This is a genomic window from Chitinispirillales bacterium ANBcel5, from assembly GCA_029688955.1.
GTDB lineage: Bacteria > Fibrobacterota > Chitinivibrionia > Chitinivibrionales > Chitinispirillaceae > Cellulosispirillum > Cellulosispirillum alkaliphilum.
The window spans coordinates 39,071-59,501 of the sequence record JARUKZ010000006.1 but is presented as its reverse complement, the minus strand read 5'-3'; the positions used below and the strand labels follow the sequence as shown (position 1 = coordinate 59,501).

Here is a 20,431-nt window from a genome sequence, read left to right as displayed (position 1 = left end):
ATAGGGGGGGGGGTAAAACATAGAAAGGAAAATTAAATGGCTGTACCATTGAAAGAAAAACGCATTACGACCCTGGTTTTGGTTGTGTTAGTTGGGATTCTCATAGGTTCGTTTCTCAATTCTGTAGTATCCATGCTACCGGGTGAAAATGTTGTGAAAACTTTTTTTACCTATAGCATACCTTTTGGAATCGGTGACTTCGCAGAAAACAGACCGGTGTTAATTGATCTTGACGCAATACGTTTTTACCTCGGTTTCCAGATCCAGTTTAGTTTGCTGTCTATACTTGGGGTGTTTTTGAGTCTTTATTTTTTCCGCTGGTATAAGTGAGCAAATTACGGAAAAGTAGAAAGGATCACAATCAATGTCTTTTTTCGATATGCCCATATCTGGAGCAGTTGAGAAAATTGTAAAAGGGGAGTTAAGTTGTCTTGAGATAGTAGAAAAAGCACTTGGAGCGATTGAGTCTAAAGATCAAAAACTGGGCTCTTTTATTTCTGTTCAAAACGAAAAGGCACTTTCACGTGCTCAGGAATTGGACGGTTTAAGCGCTGAAAAGAAAAGGAGTTTGCCGCTTCTTGGAATACCAGTTGGAGTGAAAGATAACATCTGCACTCTTGGTGTTGAGACAACATGTGCTTCGCGTTTTCTTGAAGGTTTTATCCCCCCTTATAATGCTGCAGTTGTGCAATCTTTAGAAAGAGCCGGTGCAGTAATAGTAGGAAAGACAAACCTTGATGAATTTGCTATGGGCTCAAGCACTGAGAACTCAAGATATGGTGTTACAAAAAACCCACACTCTTTAGAGCATATTCCGGGTGGTTCGAGTGGCGGGAGTGCGGCTGCGGTTGGCGCAGATTTGGTACCTGCTACGTTAGGTTCCGATACTGGTGGTTCGATTCGTCAGCCAAGCAGCCATTGCGGTGTTATCGGTCTTAAACCTACCTATGGTAGAGTTTCAAGGTTTGGCTTGGTTGCGTTTGCTTCATCTTTGGATCAAATTGGACCGGTTGCAAAGGACGTTAGAGATGTAGGGCTTCTCTTATCGGTGATTTCAGAAGCGGATAAAAGAGATTCAACCTGTGCAGGTAAAGTATTCAGCAACTCCCCTCAACACTATAACGGAGCAGTTGACGGACTTCGGATCGGAATCCCCAAGGAGTATTTCGGTGAAGGCCTCTCCCAGGGAGTTAGGGAAAAAATTGAAGGTGTTGTAAGCTCTTTGCAAAATATGGGTGCAACTATAGTGGATATTTCCCTTCCCAACCTAAAATATGCAATAGCTACTTACTACATAATTTGTACTGCTGAAGCCTCATCCAATCTTGCACGGTATGATGGTGTAAAGTATGGTTTTAGGTCCAAGGAGCAGAATTCTTTAGATCAAATGTACATGCAAACCAGAAAAGAAGGGTTTGGTTCAGAGGTAAAAAGAAGAATTATGCTTGGAACCTATGTCCTTTCCTCCGGTTATTATGATGCATATTATCTTAAAGCTGCAAAAGTAAGAACGCTGATCAATCGTGACTTTAATGAGGCATTTGAAAAATGCGATACTATAGTTTCGCCCGTTACTCCTGCGCCTGCCTTTAAAATCGGTGAAAAAAGCATGGATCCATTACAAATGTATCTTACTGATATATATACTGTATCTGCTAACCTGGCTGGTATTCCCGCTATCAGTTTTCCCTGTGGAACTATTGAAGACTTGCCTGTGGGTGTACAGTTTATGGCTCCTCAATGGAGAGAAGACCTGCTTTTAAAAACTGCCTATGCTGCACAGGTTAGTACTGCTTAATGTTCACAGGACGCGTGGAGATAGCAAGTTTGCTGATCAAGTATAGTAAATCTTTATACTTAGTAACTCTAACCAGTTTAACGTTAAATTTTATGGCCTGCACTCCGTCTGTGCGCTATACCCACTCCTCAACACGGCAAGCATCGGGAGCTACTGGTGATGAATCACACAGAGAAAAGACCAACACATCCACTACTCAGCATGACAGGCTTAAACAAGCTGTTGAATCTTACCTGGGCGTTCCATACCAGTTTGGCGGAACAAGTCGAAGCGGAATTGATTGTTCGGGGTTAGTGTTAAGGGTTTTTGATGAAGTGTACAATATCCAATTGCCACACTCTTCACGAAAAATGCGTGAGCGGGGTATAAGTATTTTACCTGCAAATGCAAGAGCTGGGGATCTGGTTTTCTTCAGAGGTAATTCTAACAGGATAAATCATGTAGGTATCTATATGGGTGAGAGGAGATTTGTACATGCAAGCAGCTCCAGGGGAGTTATATACAGCAATTTGGATCAAGATTATTACAGGCGGAGGTATGCTGGGATGAGGAGAATTACTAGATGAGTATCGCTTTTGCAGGAGAACGTGGGGCATTCACTGAACTTGCCGCAAGGGAATACTTTAGAAATGGGGAGCAATTTGTACCATATCCTGAGTTTGAGAATGTATTTAAAGCGGTTGCCAGGGGAAAAGAAAGTTTTGGTGTTGTTCCCATAGAGAACTCTTTTGCGGGAAGTATTCACCAGAACTACGACCTTCTGCTTGAGAGTAAGCTGTATATCACAGGGGAGATCTTTCTCAGGATTAATCATCACCTTATTGCCAATAAGGGCACATCGTTACGTCAAATACGCAGAGTATATTCTCATCCACAGGCGTTTGCTCAATGCAAAACCTACCTAAAAAAGTTTGGCAAAGAGGATCAAATCGCCTTTCCAAACACTGCTCTTGCTGTAAAAAAGATAAGGGATGAAAAACTGTCGGACGCAGCTGCTGTTGCATCAATGCAGGCTGCAATCGATTTTGATATGCAGGTTCTTGATTCTAATATTGAAGACAACCCATGGAATACTACACGGTTTCTTATAGTATCCAAAAAAAGAAGAGAGAGAAATTCTGGTGAGGTGAAAACATCTGTTGTCTTTTCCGTTAAAAATATTCCTGGAGCACTGTTTAAAGCTTTAAGTGTATTTGCCTTAAGAGATATAGATTTATATAAAATTGAATCCAGACCTGTTCACACAAAGGGGTTTCAGTATCTATTTTACTTGGATTGTAAGGGTGATATAAGAGATGAATCTTTGAAAAATGCAGTGTCTCATCTTCGGGAAATTACAACTTTTTACAGGTTGTTGGGTTCATATTCTGTAGGTCGTGAAGTTAACCCAAAATATAAGCACAAGTCTCGATCAAAATAAAAAGCCTCGAACTTCTGCTCGAGGCTTTCTCAGTGTTATAACTGATCGTATTAAACCTTAGCTGTGGCTTTGAGGCACTTCATACAAACTTTGATCTTCTTAGGGGTCCCGTCGATAATCTTCTTAACAGTACGCAGGTTGGGATAGAAAATCCTTTTATTTACGTTGTGGGCATGGGATATGGTATTTCCCGAACGAGGATGTTTGCCGCACGCTTCACATGTTTTAGACATAATGCCTCCAGAGTATTCTTAGTTTCAGTCGTAGAACAATTTCTGAATATAATAAATGCTACAGGTTAAAGTCAAATTTCCATGGTTCAATAAAATCTCGGACTTAGGCTATGCCGAAATTATATTGTGATATGCCTCTCATACCAGACAGTATAATTTCCCACTATGCTGGTTTTTGGATACTATGTGGATTAAAGACAAACAAAGCGAATTGCTATTTCAGTCAGGTTCTTTAATAAACCGTTGTATTTAAACTATTTCGGGCAAGATCTATTTTAAAGTTAAACTTATATTTATCTGGGTGAAATGATGCTTGAGAATTTTAAACCGATGTATAATTCTGTGTTGCGCCCTTTTGTTTTAGTTCTTGCTAATACAGGTATTCATCCCAATCATGTCACAATTTTGGGTTTGCTGCTTTTTGCAACATCTGGATGGCTCTGTGCTGTGCAGCTATGGTCTATCGCTTTGTTAATTTTAATATTAGGTGCTTTAATGGATGGACTCGATGGTTTATTGGCCAGAGAAACAGGGAAACAAACAGTTTTTGGAGCTATTTTGGATTCAAGTTGTGATCGCGTTACTGAAATAGCACTGCTCATGGGGCTTCTTGTTTATTACATGCATAACCCGGTATATGGAAGCTGGGGAATATATCTGTGCTTTACTGCGATCGCTGGTTCAATTATGGTTAGTTATGTTAAAGCACGGTGTGAAGGAGCGGGGTTAACGTGTTCAAGAGGGCTATTGCAAAGACCGGAAAGAATAATACTTTTTGCGATAGGTCTCCTTTTGGGTGGTAAACCAATGGTCTGGATACTATTGCTTATAACTGTGCTCGCAGCTGTAACAGTGATTGAACGTCTTGTGGAAGCTTGTATAGAGTGTAACAAATGTACTGACAGAACTACCGCACGTAATTCAAATACAGTAAATTAATAATAAAAACACTATCCGCAATATTTGACGGGCAAATAGTATTAAAATCTTCTCTATGAAAACAGGTATTTACTATATTCTAGGTTTGTTTGATTAATTTTTGACACATTTTCTGTTTAAGACCTGGTGAAAGTTTACAGAAATGGCGCTCTCAGGAGGATATATGCCCAAACGATTAACAATTATAGGTTCCGGACCATCTGGATTAACCGCTGCAATATATGCTGCGAGAGCTAATATGGAACCATTACTTTTTGAGGGATTCCAGAAGGGGGGAATGCCTGGTGGACAGTTAATGATTACAAGCGAGGTTGAAAATTTCCCTGGTTTTCCGGAAGGTATTCTTGGTCCGCAGTTAATGTCTAATATGCGGGAGCAGGCTATAAAACATGGCACCAGTGTTTTAATGGAAGATATAGAGGAAGTAGATTTAAATACCTATCCATTTACTCTAAAATCTATAAGTGGAGAAACGTATTCTACAGATTCACTCATTATTGCCACTGGTGCAACAGCCAGGCGTTTACCTTTAGATTCAGAGAAAAGATTGTGGGGTAAGGGTATTTCTGCATGTGCTGTGTGCGATGGTGCATTACCAGCGTTTAGAAATAAAGAATTAGCGGTTATTGGGGGTGGAGACACTGCTTTGGAGGAAGCTCTTCATCTCACCCAGTTTGCTTCCAAGGTCTACATTATTCATAGAAGAGATGAATTACGTGCAAGTAAGGTGATGCAAAAGCGCGTTTTGACTCATCCCAAAATCCAGATATTGTGGAATAAAGTTGTTGAAGAGTTTATAGGAGAAACTCAGCTAAGTAGTTTAATATTACGTGATACTGCAACCTCTGAGACTTCTGAATTGTCTGTGGTAGGTGCATTTGAAGCAATTGGCCACGTTCCTAATACCGGGTTTCTTAACGGACAGCTTGAAGTTGATGAATTGGGATATATAAAGACTGTACCCGGGTCCACCAAGACTTCTATTGAGGGCGTTTTTGCTTCAGGAGATGTTCAGGACCATCAGTTCAGGCAAGCTGTGACCGCTGCCGGAAGCGGCTGTATGGCTGCAACTGAAGCAGAAAGATGGCTGCAGGAACGTGCTGGACTGTAATAGATATAGTAGTTATGAATTAAGAGGGTCTATTTAGAGACCCTCAAATTTTTATTCGTAAGATTTTGGGGAAACAAGATCAATGTTGTCTATGGCATGCGTCGAAGTTCGGGTAGCAGACAGGATGTACTCGGCGCCATCATCACTAAGTTCAATGAATGAGGAGAACAATATTTGATTTTTGGTGTTTCGGTAAGTAAAAACAACTTCACCCGATGCATCACCTTCTGCTGAAGCTTCAGTGATTCCAGGAGGTACTTGATAAGTTGTGGCGTAGTCATATACACCATTGGGAACTTCATCGATTACAAGCAATCCGCCACTTGGAATATAGTAGACATTAGCTCTGAAATTTACAGTAATTCCAGCTAAAGCCTCGTTTCTTATCCGCAATTCATTTTGGTTTTCGTAATAACCACACCCAGAGAGCAGAAGTGCCACAAATAGTATAGGAACAACTCTCACAATCCCTCCTTTTTTATAGCAAAAGCGACGATAACTTTAAATTTTTAAAATAAACATACATATATAAATTATATAATAAACCATAGGTAAATGTAAAGTCTTATATATTCAACATATATATAAAATAATTAAGAATCTGCAAAAGTGGGAAAATAAGATAAAAGTTCGTCTATTTTTATTTCAAAACAGGTAGGTAGCTACCTGTTTTGAAATATAGTGTGCAACTTTAGCCACCAAATATTTCAAATAATATCGGCAGTCTTTTCACATCATTAAAAGTAACCAGTAGAAATAAGCCAAGAAAAAAGAAAATAGCGATCTTATTAATGAGTAGCTGTGTTTCTTTTGGCAGAGGTTTTCCTCTTACTGCTTCAAGACCCATAAAGAAGAGAAGGCCACCATCAGTTATAACCAATGGTAAAAGGTTTAAAATAGCGAGGTTTATACCAATTAAAGCCATGAAGTCCAAAATTGTAGAAAGCCCCTGAAGTGCCATAAAACCTGACATCGGGATGATTCCTAATGGCCCCGAAAGCTGGTTGGTTGAAACTTCCCTGGAAAAGAGTTGTCCAATTATTCTAAAAATAGCGGTAGTGTATTCCCAGCTTTTATCAATGCTTCTACCAACAGCATCAGCAGGGGAATAGCGAATGAGCCTGGTTTCGGGCTGTGCCATCACGATTCCAAGCATATAGGCCTCTCTGTCTTCATCGTACTGCGGTGTTGCAGAGGTGGTAATAGTTTCACCATCTCTATTTATTGTAAGCTGCAAATCCCCCTGTTGGTCATCATAATTACTGATGATAAAGGAAAGATGATGGAATGAGTGAATAGGGGTATCATTTAGTTGGGTGATTGTATCATCAGATTTAATGCCTGCTAAATCGGCAGCGGATTTAGGGGCTACATTACCAATTACTGCCGGAATAGAAGGCCAGATACCACCTAAGTAATCTGTAGGGAAGCCTTCGTCGTTATACTCTATGTTCAGTGTAAAAGTATGTTTTTCAGCATCCCGTTCTACTACTAAGTCGTAAGATCTTCTTTGCCTGTTTAAGTGAGACTCGAGTTCATTCCAGGTAGTTACTGTTTCATCGTTAACCTTGATTACGCGATCACCCTCTTGAATACCGGCATCGTATGCGGCTGAATTAGGCAATACTGCTCCTATATTGGTACTGTCTTTGTATAATGGTTGCTCTACACCATATATGGAAATGAACCAAAGGAGGAAAAATGCGAATACAAAGTTAGCTGCAGGTCCCGCAATAGCCACAATCGCTCTTTGCCAGATTGGTTTTGAGTTGAATTCATCTGGTGAACCACTGTTGTGTTCTTCAGGATTATCACCCGCCATTTTTACATACCCACCAAAAGGGACCGCACTGATGCGGTACTCGGTATCACCATGTTTTTTTTGAAGCAGAGCAGGCCCAAAACCTAACGAGAATGTTAAAACCTTGATTTTACAGGCCTTTGCAGCAAGAAAATGGCCCAGCTCATGAACAAATACCAAAACTCCGAGAACAAGTAAGCCAATAGCAATTGAAAGCAGAAATGTCACTTTTTACACCCTTGAAGATAGTCTGAGAGGATAGTTTCTCTGGTCTCTTTATCTGCCTTTTCTATACTATGTATAGAATTTGCAGCAACAACCTCCTGATTACGCAATGCCTGTGCTACTATTTGCGAAATTTCAGTGTAGGCGATTTTTTTTGCTAAAAATAGCTCCACAGCGACCTCATTGGCAGCATTTACTATGGCCGGAGCCGTCCCCCCTAACTCCCCAGCTTCAAGACAGAGCTTAAGGCAGGGAAACTTTTCTAAATCTGGTTCAAAAAACTCAAGTTGACCGATCTCGGGTAACGAGAGTCTTTTGCCGGCGATGGGGTATCGTTCAGGGTAGGAGAGCGCATACTGAATCGGTAATTCCATATCAGGTAACCCAAGCTGTGCCATGACTGCACCGTCATGGAACTCAACCAGAGAATGAATGATTGATTGGGGATGAATACAAACCCTCAACTTCGAGTAAGGGATAGAGAATAGATGATGTGCTTCAATTACCTCAAACCCTTTATTCATCATGGTAGATGAATCTATGGTGATTTTTTTACCCATAGACCAAGTAGGATGGTTAAGGGCTTGTTCAACTGAAATGTTTTTAAACTCTTCTATGGGCAAGTTCTTGAACGGGCCACCTGAAGCCGTGAGGATCATAGATTCTACGGGATGGTGGCCTCCTAAATTGGGTAAACATTGAAGAATTGCGCTGTGCTCACTGTCTACAGGTAAAAGAGATCCTTTTCCACCTTTTAGTATCGTATTTATAAAGTCTCCACCCATGACAAGGCTCTCTTTATTTGCAAGCGCTACCCGCTTATTTCTCTGCAGCGCTTTAACCGTAGGGCGGAATCCTACTGCACCAACTAACGCATTGAGGAGTATATCATATTCAGTTTCCTCTACTAGTGCCTCAAGCCCCTCTGCTCCTTCATAGACTTTGAGTTTTTTTCCATATTTTTCCCTGAGAACGGAGGCCTTAATTGGCTCGGCAATGTATACTGCTTGTGGTGAAAATTCTTCAATCTGTTTGCATAACAGTTCCAGGTTACTTCCTGCTGCCAAACCAGCTACTTTGAACTTCTCCCGAAACCGTTTAACACAATTACAGGTACTTTTTCCAATTGATCCGGTCGATCCAAGAACAAGAATTTTTAAATTTTCCATAACTTATAATTCGGTTATCCTTACTACCAGCCATGAGAAGAGAAAAAGAACTGGTGCAGTGAAAAAAACACTATCGAAACGATCAAGAATACCTCCGTGGCCGGGTATAATAGAAGATGCATCTTTTACCTGAAAGTTTCTTTTCATTAAAGATACAAGAAGATCTCCGGCCTGTGCGATTACTCCAATGATCAGACCCATAATAGGGCCTAAAATTAGAGAATATTGGGGGTTTCTGAAAAAAAACCACCCTAAGGTGGTAATAACTGTAGCTGCAAGAAGACCTGCTACACTGCCTTCAATCGTTTTATTGGGGCTAATGGTAGAAAAATGATGTTTCCCCATAAGATTGCCGGCAAAGTACGCTGCAGTGTCGCACATAAAAATGGAAGTTAATACAGTTACAATACCCAGCTGAGAGAGCATAGGGTGGGGATGGGGTTGCACAAATAGCTGCTGAAAAGGAGTCGTATACAGGTTAAGCAGGGAAATCATTGCAATATGTAAAAAAACTGTACCACTAAACAAAAGACTGGCTCTGGCCCATCGCTTACCTTGATCTTTCCCACCCCAGAAAAAGGTTTCTATTGCGACTATTACTAAAAGAAGATAGATGGAGAGGGTACCGGGTAATGCATGGTCAGTAAAATAGAGCAATGCCTGTAAACCAAGCCATAAATAACTCAACCAAAACGCGTTCTTGGGGTAAAAGTGTGTAAGCATTTTGATGTATTCAAATAAAGCGAGAAATACAAGCGTTAAGGCTAAGACATGTCCTGGGTAAACTGTAGCAATGTCTCTGGGAACAATCGATAAATTGGAATTGATAACCCACCATCCAATAGGAACTGCCCAGGCTGCAAATAGTAAGCGTTTTTTAAGATTTGCAGAGTTAATCATCTTTTACCTTTCCAAAACGACGGTCCCTTTTATTGTAATCTTCTATAGCCTCTTTAAGACAGTTTTTGTCGAAATCGGGCCAAAGTGTTTCTGTTATATATATTTCAGAATAAGCTGATTGCCAAAGTAAAAAATTGCTGATACGGCAGTCACCACCGGTGCGGATAATTAAATCCGGATCCGGAATGTTTTTAGTATAAAGGTAGCTGCTGAAACTTTTTTCGTTAAGATTTTCTAATGCATTTGGATCTTTGAGAACATCACTGGCAAATTTTTTGGCAGCATTTACTATCTCTGAACGACCACCATAGCTAATAGCCAGAATAAGATTTAAGCCGGTATTGTTTTTTGTGTTTTCAATACCATTTAATAATTCCTTGCGTGTTTTGGGAGGAAGTTTTGACATGTCACCAATAGCATTCAGCCGGACATTGTTTTTATTTAAGTTTTCAAGTTCTCTGCGGGTCATTTCGACCAACAAATCCATAAGCATGCTTACTTCCAGAGAAGGTCTGCCCCAGTTTTCTGCAGAAAAGACATAGGTGGTGAGATAAGATATATTAAGTTCACCACATGCCCTCACTATCTCACGGGTTGCATTAGTTCCTGCACGGTGTCCTGCTGTTCGAGGAAGCCCACGTCGTTTTGCCCAGCGACCGTTACCGTCCATAATAATGCCAATGTGTTTTGGAGTTCTCATAAAATTTGTTAGCCCAAAGTTTTTATGGCATACTTATTCGCATATAATATAGTAAAACAATGAAATGTATAATCACAGTAATATACATGATTTAATAAGTAATAATTTAATTAAAAATAAAGGAGTGCCTTGAAAAAGAAAAATACGAGTTGTGTTAAAAAAAAATTTATAAGGAAAGTAAAATGAAATATAAAAGAGAGGAGGCATTACATAATCAATAGTAATGCCTTGAGATGCTAATTTCAGGAAATTAAATCTCCATAATCTCTTTTTCTTTGTTAGCGAGAAGATCATCGATGTTTTTGATATATTTATCAGTGAGTTTTTGGATCTCCTCCAAACCTTTTTTCTCCTCATCCTGAGTGATTTCTTTATTTTTCTCCGATTTTTTTAATTTCTCATTTCCATCACGACGTACATTTCTAACGGCAACTTTACATTCTTCAGCGATTTTTTTGCAGTTCTTGTAAAGGTCTTTACGACGTTCTTCGGAGAGGGGAGGGATAGGTAAACTTATTTTGTTTCCATCATTTTGCGGGTTTAGCCCCAAATCAGACGTTTGAATGGCTTTTTCAATTGCCTGAAGCATGCTTTTTTCCCACGGCTGGACAAAAATCATCCTGGCATCAGGTACAGAGATGTTTGCAACCTGGTTAATCGGGGCTGGTGATCCGTAGTAATCAACCATAACACCATCAAGCAGTGCTGGGGTAGCACGTCCGGTTCTAATTCGACTGAAATCTCGTTTTAGACTTTCCAGCGATTTTTCCATACGCTGGTTGGTTTCTTTGCTTATTGTTTCTATATCTGCCACACTTACCCTCCTGTTTTTACGATTGAACCAATCGCTTCTCCTTCAAGGACCTTACGTAGGTTACCTTTTTGAAGCAGTTTAAACACAATTATCGGTAATTTTTGCTCCATACAGAAAGAGAAAGCGGTGGAATCCATGACTTTTAAATTTCTGGAAAGTGCTTCTGTATGAGTTATTTGATCGTAACGTTTAGCCTCAGGATTTTTCATAGGATCACTATCATATACCCCGTCAACTTTTGTTGCTTTTAAAATAACTTCTCCACCTATTTCTGCGCAACGTAGAGCTGCTGCCGTATCAGTGGTAAAAAAAGGATTGCCGGTTCCACCTGCAAGTAATACGATTCTGTTTTTATTTAGATGTTCAAGCGCTGCTGGTTGAGTATAATACTCACCTGCCTTATCGATCCGTACTGCAGTAAGTACTCTTGAATCAACCCCACAATTTTGAAGGTACTGAGCAAAGGCTATGGAATTTATTACAGTGGCAAGCATCCCCATAGCATCCCCAGCTACCCTTGAAACATTTTCGGCAGAAGCACCACGGATGAAATTACCCCCACCTATTACAATACCAATTTGTACACCTGCTTTGTGGACTTGCGCAATTTCTTGTGCAATTTGCGAGGCAATATCAGGGTTAATCCCAAAACCCTTGCTTCCGGCGAGAGCCTCACCGGAGAGCTTCAGGAGAATTTTTTTATATTCAAAGGCCACAGTTATCCCTCTGCGCCCAATTCAAAGCGAGCAAAGGAGAGTACTTTAATAGATGAACCGATCTCTTTTTCGGTTTCAGCAACTCTTTTGATAACATTCAGTTCGGGATTTTTAATGAAGCCCTGTTCCATAAGTGTTACTTCCTGGAAAAACTTACCAAGCTTACCTTCAACTATTTTGTCCCAAATTTTTTCTGGTTTTCCTGATTGCTGTGCCTGTGTGAAATAGATCTCTTTTTCTTTTGCGATAACTTCATCAGAAATTCTGTCACGATCTACAGCCATTGGTTTAGCAGCAGCTACTTGCATCGCAAGATCTTTACCTAATCTTTCGAGAGTTTCAGAGCTAAGATTGTCGCTTTTTTCCAGGCTAAGTTTTACAAGAACACCAATCTTACCATCCCCATGAATATAAGAGAAGATTTTTTCGCTTGAAGGGTCACAATCCATTTTTAAATAGCGGCGAAATGAGATATTCTCTCCGATTTTACCGATTAGTTCGGTAACTCTGTTTTCTATGGTTGTGTTGCCAAGCTCCGGCGAAGAAATTTGAAGTGCTTCTTTTAGATCAGCTGGCTTTTTGGTGATTAAAACTTTACCAAGCTTAGCAATAAAATCAATAAAATCCTCATTGCGGGCAACAAAGTCTGTTTCAGAATTCATTTCGTAGAGAATAGAGGTACTGTCATCGGAAATTATAGAAACCTTACCTTCTTTAGCAGCCTTACCAGCACGTTTGGCTGCAGTAGCTTGTCCCTGCTTGCGCAAATTCTCAATAGCAAGCTCCATATTACCTTCTGAATCAATGAGAGCCTGTTTGCAGACCATCATACCAAGACCTGTTTTATCTCTAAGTTCTTTAACCTGTGAAGCTGTGATCGCCATATATTTACTCCTTTAACCAGAAATAGTTTTCGAATAAGGGCAGGTTTCTTTTACCAGAAAAAATGGTCCAGAATATTTCTGGACCATTTTTACTCTGAATCTTCTGTTTTGGAAAATTTCTTGTGTACTACACGACGACGCTTTGTTTTACTTTCGTCTTCCTGTGCACCTTCTTTATCCTGTTCTGCTTTTGTTTTCTCTTCTTTGGACTCAGAAGGTTTTTCACTCTCTTTCATAGTCTCAGCAGTAACACCTTCTTTTGATTCTTCAAGGATCGCATCACTAATTGCCCTTGTAATAAGCTGTACTGATTTAATAGCATCATCATTACCCGGAATCGGAAAGTCTACAATGTCGGGATCACAGTTTGTATCTACAATTGCCCCGATAGGTATCTGAAGGCGTTTACCTTCTGCTATTGCAATATGTTCTTTGATTGTGTCAACAACAAAAATTATGGATGGAAGACGTCTCACATGCCTGATACCACTGAGAATAGAGATCAGTTTTTCTTTTCTTTTGTATAGAAGAACTCGTTCCTTTTTAGGAAGGGCTTCCATTGTACCATCCTGCTCCATGCTTTCAATTTTATCAAGTTTAGCGATACTCTGGCGTATAGTTTGAAAATTGGTAAGCATTCCACCCAACCATCTCTCGGTCACATAAGGCATATTGCACCTGGTGGCTTCCTCTCTGATACAATCCTTTAACTGCTTTTTGGTCCCAACAAAAAGAACATTACCACCCTTTTTAACTTCTGCTTTCACTTTTTGTATGAATTTATCAAGGGCAGTTTGAGTTTTATTCAGATCAATAATATAGATACCATTTTTGGGGCACAGAATGAAACGCTTCATTTTTGGGTTCCAGCGTTTTGTCTGATGACCAAAATGCGTTCCTGCATCGAGAAAGTCTTGAAGAGTGATATTTTCCACTATAAAGCTCCTTGTTTTGTACGGGTTATACCTCCATTGATTTCAATGCAAAAGAGAACCGTCCACTGATAAGGACGGCACCCTGTCTTTTGCTAATCAATGTGTGTAGTATGTAAAAAAAATTAACGTTTCGAGAACTGAAATCTTCTGCGGGCGCCAGCCAAACCGTATTTTTTTCTTTCAACTACGCGTGAGTCACGGGTCAGGAAGCCACTTTTGCGTAATTGTTTACGGTTATCCTCACTTACAAGCGCAAGTGCTCTTGAGATACCAAGGCGCAATGCTCCTGATTGGCCGCTAAGACCACCGCCCTTAACTCTGGCAATAATATCGTAGGAATCGGCTGCCTGAAGCATTGCAAGTGGCTGCTCAACATCCATTACCAGGACATCACTTTTGAGGTACTCTTTAATAGGCATTCCATTTACTTTCATTTCGCCTTTTCCAGGACGAATGATTACAGATGCGATAGCATTTTTACGTTTTCCGACAGCAGAAAATCTGTTTTCCAAGTTCAAAACTCCTTTTAGTTTCCCAAGCGGTTAAAGCTCCAGCTTCTTTGGCTGTTGTGCGACATGTGGATGGCTTTCAGTTGGATAAACATGAAGTTTCTTCATGATTGATCTACCCAATGCGTTCTTTGAAACCATTCCTTTAATAGCATGAATGATAACCTGACTGGAATCCAATTCCATCTGCTCTTTAAAGGAGCGAAATTTACCGCCTCCAGGGTATCTTGAATGACGGAAATACTCTTTGCTTTCCGACTTTGTGCCGGTAAGTTTAACCTTGTCGGCATTAACAATTATAAGATTATCTCCATGGTCCTGATTAGGTGAGTAGGCGACCTTTCCCTTTCCGATCAAAACACCGGCGGCATTTGATGCCAATCTTCCAAGTGCCATATCGGTTGCATCAACCAGATACCAGTCGCGTTTGATCGACTTGGTGTCTACAACTATGGTTTTCATGTAAAATCCCCATTAAATTAGCTTTTTTGCTTATAGATAAGTCTATCAAATATATTTAAAACAAGTAACCAAGTCAATACTTTGTTTAACTTAAATTAAAAAAGGGGAGGTGTAATAAGATATTAAAATTGTTGACTCACTATGGTATTTATAGCAAAATTTGGGACATATCGTTAAAAGGAGTAGTATAAATGCCTGATCTAACCCCAATCCTTTCTCTAATCAGTGCGCTATTGATTATTATTGTTTTTATGCTCTTGATTAAAACTTTTAAACTCCCGGAATCATTCAGAGAACATGAAAAACAAAGAAGGGAGTTGAGAGCGAAAATTATAAAGCAAGAAATAGAAAACGTTATTGAAATAGAGCCCGTTGAAGATGATCATGAAAGCTGAAGAAATACATTAGCTTTTATAACCTCTTTCTCGATGTTTTCAAATAAGGTGATCAGAGAAATACGTTCAAAACCAAGATAGCGCCATACATCTTCATTAATTACCGGTATTTTGGTATCACCACCATTACCAAGACTTAAAGCTCTGACAAAAATATCTGCCAGGTGAACAACTGCGGTAATATCATAACCATGTCGTGTTACTGATGGGGTGTGGTGGTACGAAATAGCATCTTTTAAGTGCAAGGGAAGATTCCATCTTCTGGCTAATTCACCTCCTATTTCCTGGTGTGTAATTGAGAAAAGTTGCTTTTCACAATCAAAAAATAGTGCATCTTTTTGACGTGCATACTTTATGGTCTCCCAGAATTCTTCCTGCATATAGTGAAAGAAAATAATTTTACCTATGTCATGAATTAAGCCAGCAGTAAAGAAATCATCACAGTTACTGTGCCCCTGATGTCGAGCAATACATTTCGCTGCTACTCCACAGGCAACAGAGTGGAGCCAGAACTGCTCTGCATCAAATTCCTGTGAAGAATTGGTGATTGTTCTGAAATTTTGGAGTATGGAAGCGGTAAGGATGACATTTTTTACAGTTGAAAAGCCAAGGATTACAACAGCGTGTGTAATGGAACCAATCCGTCCCGGGAATCCGTAGAAGGCAGAATTAACCAGTTTAAGTACTTTAGAGGCCAGAGCCTGATCGCTTTTTATTGCTCTGCCAATTTCTTCAGCTGAAGTTCTGGGGTTTTCAAGCAAAGCGGTAAGTGAGCAGATAACCTCCGGAATTGTTGGGATGGTGTCTGTACTCTGAAGGTTTTGGCTTAATTTATCTGTATTTTTACTAGTATTCATTGTTTTTCTTACCCTGCCGGTATTGGTATGCAGCAGCAAAGATTGTTTTCATAATTGGGTTGTTCAAAGTGCCATTAAAAATATCCAAGAGCTCAGCTTTTATCTCATTGGGTGCAGAAAGAGAGTGAGGGTTATGCTCAGTTTTGCTTTCCTGCTCCCCTTCGATGTAAACATAGCTAATACCCCAGTTTTTTAACCTTCTGGCCATCCATGGTGTCAGAGTCTGCCCTTTGGTGAGAAGGGTATTTCCTGATGCAGCACAAACCTCCCGGGCCAGACATTGTCCGTTTTCAATATGCTCAACTTGTATTTTTTTCATCATCTATTTTTGCTTTTCAAATTTAGCATTCTAAAAGACCAGCAAACTCCACCTTACAGCTACGTTCAATTATATATTTAAGTACAATTCAAAGAAACCTTGAATTACCGGAAACATTATTATACATACAAATAATGAGGTTATATAAATGAATAAGGAAATAAAAAATATCATTTACCTTGCAATTTTAACCTGTAAGGTACTTGTTTCCCCCTCCTTTTCGCAGGATTTGATATCCCAAATTGGCTGGAACAGGGCTACTCCAGGTGTTATCATGGGTATTGTTTCAGTTGTTACTTCAGGATTTGTTATGCTACTGGTGTTACACATTCGTACCCAGAAAAAGGCAAAGAAGATTAGCGTTGAGGCATCCAGAGATGCTTTTAGCCAATACATTCAAAAGGCAGGTTTGGTTGATAGAGAGGAAAAGATTCTGGTTGAAATGTCAGGTGAGGAAAATCCAAATCTGCTGATTCAATCCAGCAGCTTTTTTGAACGCTGTATTCATAATTATGTAGAGAAACTTATTAGCCAAAATGATTCTGAAAAGCATCTTGAAGTAATGAATGAGCAACTGGGAGTGATAAGAAAAAAGCTGGGGCACAATTTTCTTCCATTTGAACATCCTCTTGTTTCGACCAGAAATATGAGTATAGGGCAGCGCTTATCGGTGCATACTCATAATGGAGGTGAGCTTCTTAACAATGCTCTTGTAGTAAGAAATGAGGAGTTATCTTTTTATCTCAGTTACCGGGTTGAGCAGGAGGATGTAGTGGATGTGGGAACGGGTTCAATGCTAAATCTGTGTTTTACCCGACATAATGATGGTATATACAATATTTGTGCACAGGTAAGGAGATCTACCCCCGGTTGCATCGAGTTTTTTCACAGCTTTGATATCAAACGCAATCAGCTAAGGCAATTTATGCGCCTCGAAGTGAGTTTTTCTGTTCGTTTCAGGCTGATTACCACGGTTTCACCCGAACACAGTGACTTAGCTGGTATATGGCTCCAGGGTAGGGTTACAGATATAGGTGGGGGTGGACTTAGCATTGTTTACGGCAAGTCTTTTGTTCCCGGAGATATATTTTTGCTCAATATCATGCTTTCAAATGGTACCCTCAGTGGTGTAAAAGCAAAGCTTTTACGAGTGTCACTTATTGAAACTAACGATTGCACCAAATACAAACACCATCTGCAGTTTATTTCAATTGATTCGGCTGGAAGGGACAAAATAGTACGCTTTGTTTTCGAAAAGCTACGTCAGATTAATCAGATGCGTTAGCTATGTTTAACTTTTTTTTTAATTGTTTGGTGTTGATATTTTCTTTTTTTAATTTAATAATAAGAGTGTGGCTGTAATAAATTGATTAGTAAAGGCCAGAACAAGAAAAAGGTAAAGATATTGTCAGAAATAAAGTCAAAAAAGAAAAAACTGGTTAATATAGTTGCCTGCAGCGGAGGTATCTGGTTTAGGGTCTTTTTACTCTTTTTGACACTTGGATTTGTATGGGGAAGCATAAGTTTTGTAATTGATACAGTAACCGTGCATCAGGAGCAAAATTATCGGCGAGCTGTAATAATCAGCGAATATGGTCTTCAGAAAGCGTTACAGCAGCTTGGTACAAATCCCTCCTGGAGAGAAGGATTTAAAAAAAGTAGGTATTCTGAAAGCGCAAAAGGGTGGTATGAGGTGAATTTGGATCAGGTAGTAAAAGAAGATTCGTTATTGGTGAAAATAGAATCTATAGGTGGGGTCGGAACATCTCAATCGGTTAAGCGCTGGGTGCTTGGTTTATTGGTGGAGAACGGTGATTCTTCATGGGTTCCGGTGAAAATTCATTAAAAATAGGTTGAAATTAATCGTTAAAGAACAGATATTTAGTATTGACTGTATTTATGTGCTAATAAGTATATTAAGAACTTAACTGTAACTTTAAAAACAGAAACAGAGCAGGATAAATGAATCTCCTGGGAAAAATTCAGGGTCAGCAAACTTCGGTCGGTTTAGATATCGGCAATCATTCTCTAAAGCTGGTAAAGCTTCGTCATACCAAGGATGGCCACTTCTTAGAGGCCACAGGAATCAAGGAGCTTCCACCAGGTACTATTGAGGGAAGCGAGATAAAGAAACGGGATGCGCTGATAGACGCTATAACAACATTGATTAATCAGTGCGATCCTTCAATAATTGAAGTGGTAATATCAATGTCTGGACATGGGATAATTTCTGATAAATTTTTGTTTAAAATTGATGAAAACGAAAATGCAGAAGAACTTATTCTGTGGGAAGCTGGACAGAGAAGTCCTTTTGATGTAGATGATATTACTCTTGATTACAAGATTTTACACCGTTATCCCGATACAAATGAAATTGAAGTGCTTCTGGTTGCTGCGAAAAACCAGGTAATGCAAAATTATATTGATTTGCTCTATGACGCAGGGCTCAAGCCTGTCATTGTTGACGTTGATGCATTTGCAATCACAAACTGTTATGCTCTTGAATGTGCAGGGCTCCCGGATACCGGAACTGTTGCGCTTCTCAATATCGGGCATGATTTAACCAACGTTACCTTTATTAAAGATGGAATTTACCATTCAACACGTGACATATCCACTGCTGGGGAGTTTTTTAACCGTACCCTTCAGCGAAATCTTGGGTTAAGCAGTGAAGAGGCTTTATTGGCTATAAAGGGAAGAACAACCACCAATTTGGATATGAATGTATTGAGACAGAGTGTAGAGTATGCTGCAGAGGAGCTTTCATCTGGGATTGATTTGGCATTCTCCTATTATAAAAGCTCTGAAAAAAGCGATACTATAGACAAAATCGTTCTCTCCGGTGGAGGCGCCTATATTCCCAGTCTCATTTCATTTCTCGAAAAACGACACCAAACAACCGTACAGGTTGCTAATCCTTTATCTTATTTAGAATATAACCCCGAACTGTTTGGCAGTGTGGAGCCACAAAATATTTCCGCTCTTTTAACTGTTGCTGTGGGGTTGGCATTACGGAAGGTGGCAGAGTAATGATTGAACGCATAGAAATAAATCTGCTCCCAGCCGAGTATCGCATACATTCAAGAAGGTTGCGATTACCTCGTGAAACAGTATACCCAATTCTTGGACTCTTACTTTTTGCGTTAGGGATAACACTTTTTAGTTTCTGGACAAGAAACAGTATAAATCAGATTGAAAACGAAATTGCTATGTTAGATAATAACATTCAGCAAAACAGGCACATTCAGACAGAGATAAATGAACTTAGACGCGATAAGCAAATAATTGATGAGAAAGTCAGAGCCCTTGAGAGAATTAATGTTAACAGGGAAAAATGGGTGAGGCTTATGGAGTTATTTGCAAGACGTCTCCCCACTCATTCGTATTTGACTTCATTAAGGGAAGAACAAGATTCAAAGCTTAGAATTGAAGGGAGAACCTTTTCTTTTCCAGAAGTTGCTACATTTATGACACGATTAAAAGAGAGCGAATACATAACTCATGTTGAATTATCAAATATTGAGCAAATTGATGATAGGAGCCGTGAATATCGTTTTGGAATGGTATGTTCAATTAATCCTGATGCTGGAATGGAAATAATTTCTGAAGATGCAGTAAAGGTATCAAGCAGATGAAAAAGAAAAAATTTGATTTGAAGAATCCCAAAATACGCAATCCACTTCTTATAATTTTGGTAGGATTGTCTATAGGGTATATGTGGTATGAGCAGTTTTACCGGGAAGCAAAACTGCAACTGGAAGTTGCTACAAGAGAAAAAAATGAAAAGGAAAATGAATTAAGAACCATTCTTGCTCTACGGCCTCAGTTAAATGTGCTTAGACAAGAAAAACGTGAAGCTGAACTGCAGCTTGATTCTTTAAGATCAATGTTTCCGGATCAAAAGGAAGTGCCTGGTTTAATACAGGAAATATCAACCGTTGCTCGTGCGAGCCAAATTATTACCACAAAATTCAATCCGCTTCCAGATGTAGAGCAGGAACATTACGTTGAAAACAGATATAATGTTGCTGTTGCCGGAATGTATCACAATTTGGGAGAATTCTTTGCTTTTTTAGCTAATTTTCCCTTAATAATAAATCTCAGTTCGGTTATTATTTCGGCCAATCCCGGCTATGATGATGCTCGTTACAGCACTGATGTATCGGATATATTTGTACCATCAATCGTAGCCACTTTTGAAATGACCACCTTTTCATCAAAACCTTAAAACGGAAAAGTAAATG

At 39.5% G+C, this 20,431-nt stretch carries 26 protein-coding genes; 12 read left to right on the top strand and 14 right to left on the bottom strand.

Annotated features, from left to right (window positions below; translation table 11 throughout):
• Positions 1 to 36: 36 nt before the first annotated feature.
• From QA601_04750 to pheA, 4 genes are all read left to right on the top strand, one after another.
• On the top strand, positions 37 to 330 hold the full coding sequence (locus QA601_04750; protein ID MDG5814375.1) for a DUF4321 domain-containing protein: 294 nt from the start codon (positions 37 to 39) through the stop codon (positions 328 to 330).
• Between the two features lie 34 nt (positions 331 to 364).
• Positions 365 to 1,798, top strand: coding sequence for an Asp-tRNA(Asn)/Glu-tRNA(Gln) amidotransferase subunit GatA (gene gatA, locus QA601_04745; protein ID MDG5814374.1), 1,434 nt, complete (start codon positions 365 to 367; stop codon positions 1,796 to 1,798).
• 92 nt (positions 1,799 to 1,890) lie between these two features.
• A complete protein-coding gene (locus QA601_04740) occupies positions 1,891 to 2,364 on the top strand; it encodes an NlpC/P60 family protein (protein MDG5814373.1) in 474 nt (157 codons plus the stop codon).
• Complete coding sequence (gene pheA, locus QA601_04735) at positions 2,361 to 3,218, top strand: prephenate dehydratase (GenBank protein ID MDG5814372.1); 858 nt, start codon at positions 2,361 to 2,363, stop codon at positions 3,216 to 3,218. Before QA601_04740 ends, pheA begins: the two co-directional genes overlap by 4 nt.
• Positions 3,219 to 3,268: 50 nt before the next feature.
• Here the strand turns inward: pheA and rpmB are convergent, their stop codons facing one another.
• Positions 3,269 to 3,451 carry a 50S ribosomal protein L28 gene (gene rpmB / locus QA601_04730; GenBank protein MDG5814371.1) on the bottom strand — a complete coding sequence of 61 codons (183 nt, stop codon included), beginning with the start codon at positions 3,449 to 3,451 and terminating at the stop codon, positions 3,269 to 3,271.
• 306 nt (positions 3,452 to 3,757) lie between these two features.
• Here rpmB and QA601_04725 point away from each other — a divergent pair, with 306 nt between their 5' ends.
• A complete protein-coding gene (locus QA601_04725) occupies positions 3,758 to 4,390 on the top strand; it encodes a CDP-alcohol phosphatidyltransferase family protein (GenBank protein ID MDG5814370.1) in 633 nt (210 codons plus the stop codon).
• Positions 4,391 to 4,553: 163 nt separating this feature from the next.
• Positions 4,554 to 5,501, top strand: coding sequence for a thioredoxin-disulfide reductase (trxB, locus tag QA601_04720; protein ID MDG5814369.1), 948 nt, complete (start codon positions 4,554 to 4,556; stop codon positions 5,499 to 5,501).
• Between the two features lie 51 nt (positions 5,502 to 5,552).
• Here the strand turns inward: trxB and QA601_04715 are convergent, their stop codons facing one another.
• The 11 genes from QA601_04715 to rplM form a co-directional block, all read right to left on the bottom strand.
• Positions 5,553 to 5,966: a hypothetical protein gene (locus tag QA601_04715; GenBank protein MDG5814368.1), complete on the bottom strand. Its 414-nt coding sequence runs from the start codon at positions 5,964 to 5,966 to the stop codon at positions 5,553 to 5,555.
• Positions 5,967 to 6,192: 226 nt separating this feature from the next.
• On the bottom strand, positions 6,193 to 7,530 hold the full coding sequence (gene rseP / locus QA601_04710; protein MDG5814367.1) for an RIP metalloprotease RseP: 1,338 nt from the start codon (positions 7,528 to 7,530) through the stop codon (positions 6,193 to 6,195).
• Positions 7,527 to 8,696, bottom strand: coding sequence for a 1-deoxy-D-xylulose-5-phosphate reductoisomerase (gene dxr, locus QA601_04705; GenBank protein MDG5814366.1), 1,170 nt, complete (start codon positions 8,694 to 8,696; stop codon positions 7,527 to 7,529). The genes rseP and dxr overlap by 4 nt, the downstream gene beginning before the upstream one ends.
• 3 nt (positions 8,697 to 8,699) lie before the next feature.
• Positions 8,700 to 9,596, bottom strand: coding sequence for a phosphatidate cytidylyltransferase (locus QA601_04700; GenBank protein ID MDG5814365.1), 897 nt, complete (start codon positions 9,594 to 9,596; stop codon positions 8,700 to 8,702).
• Complete coding sequence (locus QA601_04695; protein ID MDG5814364.1) at positions 9,589 to 10,296, bottom strand: isoprenyl transferase; 708 nt, start codon at positions 10,294 to 10,296, stop codon at positions 9,589 to 9,591. The genes QA601_04700 and QA601_04695 overlap by 8 nt, the downstream gene beginning before the upstream one ends.
• A gap of 250 nt (positions 10,297 to 10,546) precedes the next feature.
• Complete coding sequence (gene frr / locus QA601_04690) at positions 10,547 to 11,110, bottom strand: ribosome recycling factor (protein MDG5814363.1); 564 nt, start codon at positions 11,108 to 11,110, stop codon at positions 10,547 to 10,549.
• A gap of 2 nt (positions 11,111 to 11,112) precedes the next feature.
• Positions 11,113 to 11,826, bottom strand: coding sequence for a UMP kinase (pyrH, locus tag QA601_04685; protein MDG5814362.1), 714 nt, complete (start codon positions 11,824 to 11,826; stop codon positions 11,113 to 11,115).
• A 2-nt stretch (positions 11,827 to 11,828) separates the two neighbouring features.
• The gene (gene tsf, locus QA601_04680; protein ID MDG5814361.1) at positions 11,829 to 12,710 is read right to left on the bottom strand and encodes a translation elongation factor Ts; all 882 of its coding nucleotides are present in this window, start codon (positions 12,708 to 12,710) and stop codon (positions 11,829 to 11,831) included.
• An 89-nt stretch (positions 12,711 to 12,799) separates the two neighbouring features.
• Entirely contained in the window at positions 12,800 to 13,645 is an 846-nt protein-coding gene (gene rpsB, locus QA601_04675) for a 30S ribosomal protein S2 (protein ID MDG5814360.1), read from the bottom strand.
• Positions 13,646 to 13,767: 122 nt separating this feature from the next.
• The gene (gene rpsI, locus QA601_04670; protein MDG5814359.1) at positions 13,768 to 14,157 is read right to left on the bottom strand and encodes a 30S ribosomal protein S9; all 390 of its coding nucleotides are present in this window, start codon (positions 14,155 to 14,157) and stop codon (positions 13,768 to 13,770) included.
• A 30-nt stretch (positions 14,158 to 14,187) separates the two neighbouring features.
• Positions 14,188 to 14,616: a 50S ribosomal protein L13 gene (gene rplM, locus QA601_04665; GenBank protein MDG5814358.1), complete on the bottom strand. Its 429-nt coding sequence runs from the start codon at positions 14,614 to 14,616 to the stop codon at positions 14,188 to 14,190.
• Between the two features lie 191 nt (positions 14,617 to 14,807).
• Here rplM and QA601_04660 point away from each other — a divergent pair, with 191 nt between their 5' ends.
• Positions 14,808 to 15,011, top strand: a complete 204-nt coding sequence (locus QA601_04660) for a hypothetical protein (protein MDG5814357.1) — start codon at positions 14,808 to 14,810, stop codon at positions 15,009 to 15,011.
• Here QA601_04660 and QA601_04655 read toward each other — a convergent pair.
• Together QA601_04655 and QA601_04650 are read right to left on the bottom strand one after the other, a co-directional pair.
• The gene (locus tag QA601_04655; GenBank protein MDG5814356.1) at positions 14,999 to 15,868 is read right to left on the bottom strand and encodes an HDOD domain-containing protein; all 870 of its coding nucleotides are present in this window, start codon (positions 15,866 to 15,868) and stop codon (positions 14,999 to 15,001) included. The genes QA601_04660 and QA601_04655 overlap by 13 nt on opposite strands.
• Positions 15,858 to 16,190: a hypothetical protein gene (locus tag QA601_04650; GenBank protein MDG5814355.1), complete on the bottom strand. Its 333-nt coding sequence runs from the start codon at positions 16,188 to 16,190 to the stop codon at positions 15,858 to 15,860. Before QA601_04650 ends, QA601_04655 begins: the two co-directional genes overlap by 11 nt.
• A 145-nt stretch (positions 16,191 to 16,335) precedes the next feature.
• Here QA601_04650 and QA601_04645 point away from each other — a divergent pair, with 145 nt between their 5' ends.
• The 5 genes from QA601_04645 to pilO all read left to right on the top strand — a co-directional run bounded on the left by QA601_04645 (position 16,336) and on the right by pilO (position 20,415).
• Complete coding sequence (locus tag QA601_04645; protein MDG5814354.1) at positions 16,336 to 17,472, top strand: PilZ domain-containing protein; 1,137 nt, start codon at positions 16,336 to 16,338, stop codon at positions 17,470 to 17,472.
• Between the two features lie 120 nt (positions 17,473 to 17,592).
• Positions 17,593 to 18,033, top strand: coding sequence for a hypothetical protein (locus QA601_04640; protein MDG5814353.1), 441 nt, complete (start codon positions 17,593 to 17,595; stop codon positions 18,031 to 18,033).
• Between the two features lie 116 nt (positions 18,034 to 18,149).
• A complete protein-coding gene (gene pilM / locus QA601_04635) occupies positions 18,150 to 19,217 on the top strand; it encodes a type IV pilus assembly protein PilM (protein MDG5814352.1) in 1,068 nt (355 codons plus the stop codon).
• Positions 19,217 to 19,822 carry a PilN domain-containing protein gene (locus QA601_04630; protein MDG5814351.1) on the top strand — a complete coding sequence of 202 codons (606 nt, stop codon included), beginning with the start codon at positions 19,217 to 19,219 and terminating at the stop codon, positions 19,820 to 19,822. Before pilM ends, QA601_04630 begins: the two co-directional genes overlap by 1 nt.
• The gene (pilO, locus tag QA601_04625) at positions 19,819 to 20,415 is read left to right on the top strand and encodes a type 4a pilus biogenesis protein PilO (protein ID MDG5814350.1); all 597 of its coding nucleotides are present in this window, start codon (positions 19,819 to 19,821) and stop codon (positions 20,413 to 20,415) included. The genes QA601_04630 and pilO overlap by 4 nt, the downstream gene beginning before the upstream one ends.
• The last annotated feature ends 16 nt before the right edge of the window (positions 20,416 to 20,431 follow it).